The following is a 5,070-nucleotide window of genomic DNA, read 5'->3' as shown; positions in this document are numbered from 1 at the left end:
GCGTGACGCCCGGTGCGGACACTCGCCCTGGTCGGGCGGTCACCGCGCGCCTCTGTTCGGATAATGGGAATGCGGCATGCGGGTGCCCTCGCTCGTGGAGGCCCGGGCGGGCCGGCTCCCTGCCGTACGAGCGCGGGGAGGCTGAGACCGTGGAAGACGACGCGTACGACATCGACGCCGTGCTTCAGCAGGCGCTGGACCGGCTGGCCCTGCTGGCCGACGTGGGCGCCGCCCTGGCCGCCACCCTCGATGTCCGGGAGGCCTTGCGGCGCGTGTCGCGCCTCGTGGTCCATCAGCTCGGCGACTGGTGTGCGATCGATCTCCTGGACGTCGACGGCACACTGGAGCGGGTCGCCGTCACGCATCGTGACGCCGGCCCGCCCGCCGCGAGCCCGCTGGAGGGCGCGCTTCCGGTACCGGCCGACGTGGCGAGCGGGCCGGTCGCGAGGGTCCTGCGCGGGGCCGGGCCGCTGCTGCTTCATCGCGGCGACTTCCCACCCGCCCACTCGGACCCGTTCCATGCCCGGCCGCTGGAGCTGTTCCGTCAACTGGACACGGACACGGCCATCGTGGCCCCGCTGCGGGCCAGGCCCGACATCCTCGGCGCGATCACGGTCGGCCGGACGAACGGCGAGTGGCCGCTGACGGAAGCGGACTGCGCCCTCGTGGAGGATCTCGCCCGACGGGTCGCGCTCGCGGTCGACAACGCGCGGCTCTACCGGGAGACCTCTCGCATCGCCGAACGCCTTCAGCGCTCGCTGCTGCCGAACCTGTCAGGTCCGGGCACCCCGCAGCGTGCGGCCCGCTACACGCCCTCGCAGGCCACCGCGGAGGTGGGCGGCGACTGGTACGACAGCTTCCCGCTGCCCCACGGGAACATCGCCATGATCATCGGCGATGTGGCGGGCCACGATCTGCGTGCCACGGTCACCATGGGGCAGCTGCGCAACATGCTCCGTGGCATCGCCCTCGACCGCGAGGAACCCCCCGGCCACATCCTGAACCGCCTCGACATCGCACACCACCAGCTCTACCCCGACGTCACCGCCACCTGTGTGTACGGCGTCCTCAAGGGCGGCGACGACGGGCCGTGGGAGTTGCACTACTCCAACGCCGGCCACCCGCCGCCGCTGCTCGTCACCCACGACGGCGACACCGTCTTCCTCGAAGACGGCCACGGCCCTCTCCTGGGCGCCCTGCCCGACCTTCCGCGCGACAGCGCCCGCTGCCCGCTGCCCGCCGGCTCCACCCTCGTTCTCTACACGGACGGGCTGATCGAACGCCGCGGCGAACCCGTCCACCGTGGCATGACACGGCTGCGCCAGCAGGCCGCCGCCGTGGCCCGGGAACCGCTGGAAGAATTCTGCGACGAACTCCTCACCGGTCTCGCCTCGCAGACCACCGACGACGTCGCCGTGCTCGCCACACGCTTGCCCGCATGACAGGTCCCGATCACGGACCGAGGACCGGACACCGTCCGTGCTGCTGGTGCTGACCGTGTTTCGGTCACGCGCTCACGGGTCCGTGACGCCGGCCCTCCAGCCTCTTGGTGCCGGGCGTCGCTGAGCCGCAGCACCGGGCCGCCGGCGACCCCGTGCCGTCGGTCGGCTTCCGGCGACCGGTTGTGCCCGCCGCCCTCAGCGGGAAAGGCCGGCGAGGGTTGCTTCGAGGTCTGCGGCTTTGGGCCGGTTGTGAGGGAGCTTGGCGAGTACGCGCGCCATGCCGCATGTGTCGGTGAGGGCGGAGAACACCAGGCCGCCTGCGACGGCCGCGGAGAGTCCCCGTGCCCGGGGCAAGCGTCGTCCGAGGAGGAGGCCGGTGAGGACGAGCGATCCGGCGGCGAGGCGGACCTGCCGTTCCATGGCCCACGGGGTGCGGGTCCCGGCGGGGCGGTGGGTGTCGTGGCCCAGTTCGACCCAGGCGCTGGTGCCACCGGTGAGGGTGGCAGCGGTGATGCCGTCGTCGGCGAGCCGCCGGCAGGCGGTTTCGGAGCGGGCGCCGGAGGCACACACGACGAGGAGATCACCCTGGTCGGCGGCGGCCTTCAGCGCGGGCAACGCCTCGTCGAGATGGTCGAGCGGAATGTTGTGGGCGCCGGGCAGATGGCCGGAGGCGTACTCGCCGGGCGTGCGCACGTCGATGACGGTCAGCTCGTGAAGGCGGGCCCGAGCCTCGTCGGCGGAGAGAGCGGTAAGTGCCACTGGCGCTGTCCTTTGCTCGTTGCGGTTACCGCTGCGCCAGGATACGGGACTGCTCGGTGTACGCCGCCGGCCTTGCGCACGCGCCTGCTCCCGCACGGCTTCGCGCCCGCCCCGGGGCATACCTACGTTCATCGCCGCGCCAATTGGTATGAGCCGCACGGCAGTTCGAGAAATCCACCCGCACGTCACTGTCCTGAACCTGCCAGGTCCCGAAGGGGCCCGCACCCGCGCCCTGTCCGCCGTGGGCGGGGCCCACGGCCCGTCAGGGCTCGCCGTACCCGACCGGACCGGGCACAGGATGTCGGGTCCGACAGGATGGGGCCCTCCTAGCGTGAGTGTCGTCAAGGGAGGGAGACCGGGGTGCTGGAGCGGCTGAACCAGGCCATGGAGCACATCGAGAGCCGTCTCGATCAGCAGATCGACGTGGCCGAACTGGCGCGCATCGCGATGACGTCGGAGTACCACTTCCGCCGGATGTTCTCCGCGCTCGCGGGGATGTCGCTGTCGGAGTACGTCCGACGCAGGCGGCTGACCGTCGCGGGGGCCGAGGTGCTCGCCGGCAGGCGGACGCTCCTGGAGATCGCGGTGCGCTACGGCTACGGCTCCGGGGAGGCGTTCGCGCGGGCGTTCCGCGCCGTGCACGGCGTCGGTCCGGGCGAGGCCCGGCGGACCGGTGCGGCTCTGCGGTCCCAGCAGCGGTTGTCCTTCCGTCTCACCGTCGAAGGGAGCGGCAGTATGCGGTACAGGGTCGTGGACAGGGACGAGTTCCGTGTGGTCGGTATGAAGGCCCGCGTGCCTCTCGTCCATGAGGGGATGAACCCGGCCATCGCCGAGTTCATCCGGGGTCTCGACAAGGAGATGGTCCGGCGGCTCGCGGAGTTGTCCGACCAGGAGCCGAAGGGGATCGTCGCGGTGAGCGACGACCTCGACCCGAGCCGGGCGGAGGGGACGGAACTCGACTACTACCACGGCGTGGTGACCGGCGCCGAGGCGCCGGAGGGCACGGACGTCCTCGCCGTTCCGGCGGGGACGTGGGCCGTGTTCGAGAGTTCGGGCGCGTTTCCGCAGGCTCTGCAGTTCCTGTGGCGGGACGTGTTCACGCAGTGGTTCCCCTCGAACCCGTACCGGAGCAGGCCGGGGCCCGAGATCCTGCGGGTGAGCGTGTCGGCGGACGGGGCGCATGCGGACGCGGAGCTGTGGATCCCCGTGGAGCGCTCCGCGCTCTGAGCGGCCCGTGCCGGACCCGGACGCCGGACCCAGAGCCGGAGCCGGGAGCACAACATGGGCCCCGGCGCCGGACCCGGCCGCGGTACGGAGCAGCGGTTCCGGCTCCGCGAGTGGTGACGGTGGCCACCCGCGGAGTCGGCGGAACCGGCCGGTCGTCCGCCGGGACGATGCCGGCCGCGCGCATCTGCGCGTCCCCGCGGGCGACGATCCGCCGGCGGCCCTCTTCCAGCGCGGCGGGTCCTTCGTCGACCTCGCCGTACAGCGCGCGCATCGCTCCGCGGCAGGGCTCGGCGAACAGCGCCACGCGTTCCTCGCCGCAGCGCTTCGCCAGTCCGCCTGCCTCCTCGAACCGCTCGGCCGCCGCCACGAGGTCGCCGGTCCACACCGCGAACACCACGGTCATGAACCGGCCCCCGCGGTGCAAGAGTCGCGCTCTCCGGCAGGAGCCGGCGACGCTTCCGCCCGCATGCCGATGTCGCCCGAATTGCCCTGCTTCACCGGTCACGTGCGTGTCGGCCAGGACTATGGGTACTCGCGCTGCCACGGTGAACCGATCTGCTCGGCTCCGGCCGAGATCAAGAAGGGACCGGCATGGGACACGGCGGGAACGTCATCGAGGAACTCACGGCGGACCACCGCGAGGTGGATGCGCTGTTCGCCCGGATCGAGATGCAGCCGGTGGCGGACTCGCGCCGCCGGGAACTCGTGGACGAGCTGACGGTGGAACTGGTGCGGCACGCCGTCGCCGAGGAGGAGTACCTGTATCCGGCGGTGCGCCGCCACGTCGACGGGGGCGACGGTCTCGCCGACAAGGAGCTCGCGGATCACGCCGGCGTCGAGCGGATGCTGAAGCAGCTCGAGGGCCTCGAACCCGACCACATCGATTTCAACCACCTGGTCGCGAAGCTGAAACTCGAGGTCGCCGAACACGTGCGGGACGAGGAGAGCAGGCTCTTCCCCCTCCTGGAAAGCGCCTGCACCCCCGAAACGCTGGCCGACCTGGGGGAGAAGATCCGCCGGGCGAAGAAGACGGCGCCGACCCGGCCGCATCCCGCCGCTCCTGACACGCCTCCCGCGAACAAGCTCCTCGCCCCCGGAGCCGGCCTGGTGGACCGGGCCCGGGACCTGATCACCGGCAGGCACCACTGAGACCGGACCCCGGCCGCACCGCCTCCCCCGTTCACCGGCCGCACGAACCGCATGAACCACATGCGCCATGTGAATCGCACACAGCACAAAGAAGGGAACCGACACCATGAGCACCAGCGAGACCGGCGACATCACCGGCACGAAGGACAAGCACTACAACCTGTTCTGGTACATCGAGGCGTGCCTGAGCAACGCGCTGCGGATGGAGACCTACATCAAGGACGCGGAACGCGACAACGACACCGAGATCGCCGAGCTGTTCCGCAAGGCGCAGGCCGACAGCCGCAAGGGGGCCGAGCTCGGCAAGGAACTGCTGCGTTCGCGACTCGGCACCTGAGCCGGTCCGGGCGCCTCGGCCGGCCGGTCGCTCCCGGGCCTCGCCGTTCCCCCGGCGGGGCCCGGCCGGGCGTACCGCGGGAGCACCTCGACGCCGTGGGCCGTCGGCGGAACGGCTCGCGCACACACTCGGGACCGGCCCCCCGTTGCCGGAGGC

The 5,070-nt window shown here is 71.8% G+C and carries 5 protein-coding genes; 4 read left to right on the top strand and 1 reads right to left on the bottom strand.

Annotated elements, in window-relative coordinates; translation table 11 throughout:
- Positions 1-149 precede the first annotated feature (149 nt).
- Positions 150-1,442 (top strand): PP2C family protein-serine/threonine phosphatase, encoded by a 1,293-nt coding sequence (locus tag ACWGH4_RS31015; RefSeq protein WP_453466754.1) that lies wholly within the window; start codon positions 150-152, stop codon positions 1,440-1,442.
- Positions 1,443-1,637: 195 nt separating this feature from the next.
- Here ACWGH4_RS31015 and ACWGH4_RS31010 read toward each other — a convergent pair whose 3' ends face one another.
- Positions 1,638-2,201 carry a rhodanese-like domain-containing protein gene (locus tag ACWGH4_RS31010; RefSeq protein WP_453466752.1) on the bottom strand — a complete coding sequence of 188 codons (564 nt, stop codon included), beginning with the start codon at positions 2,199-2,201 and terminating at the stop codon, positions 1,638-1,640.
- A gap of 360 nt (positions 2,202-2,561) precedes the next feature.
- On the opposite strand from ACWGH4_RS31010, the gene ACWGH4_RS31005 reads away from it, so the two are divergent.
- The 3 genes from ACWGH4_RS31005 to ACWGH4_RS30995 all read left to right on the top strand — a co-directional run bounded on the left by ACWGH4_RS31005 (position 2,562) and on the right by ACWGH4_RS30995 (position 4,914).
- Positions 2,562-3,428 carry a GyrI-like domain-containing protein gene (locus tag ACWGH4_RS31005; RefSeq protein WP_453466750.1) on the top strand — a complete coding sequence of 289 codons (867 nt, stop codon included), beginning with the start codon at positions 2,562-2,564 and terminating at the stop codon, positions 3,426-3,428.
- Between the two features lie 591 nt (positions 3,429-4,019).
- The gene (locus ACWGH4_RS31000) at positions 4,020-4,577 is read left to right on the top strand and encodes a hemerythrin domain-containing protein (RefSeq protein WP_453466748.1); all 558 of its coding nucleotides are present in this window, start codon (positions 4,020-4,022) and stop codon (positions 4,575-4,577) included.
- A gap of 106 nt (positions 4,578-4,683) precedes the next feature.
- Positions 4,684-4,914, top strand: coding sequence for a hypothetical protein (locus ACWGH4_RS30995; RefSeq protein ID WP_441262102.1), 231 nt, complete (start codon positions 4,684-4,686; stop codon positions 4,912-4,914).
- The last annotated feature ends 156 nt before the right edge of the window (positions 4,915-5,070 follow it).

The organism is Streptomyces sp. NPDC054847 (assembly GCF_053610925.1).
The sequence above is the reverse complement of the archived record's forward strand: the minus strand, read 5'-3'. Positions and strand labels throughout refer to the sequence as shown.

What these genes read in the sequence shown, in the direction of transcription:
- ACWGH4_RS31000 (WP_453466748.1), top strand. Translation starts at nt 4,020, where the DNA reads ATGGGACACGGCGGGAACGTCATCGAGGAACTCACGGCGGACCACCGC.
- ACWGH4_RS30995 (WP_441262102.1), top strand. Translation starts at nt 4,684, where the DNA reads ATGAGCACCAGCGAGACCGGCGACATCACCGGCACGAAGGACAAGCAC.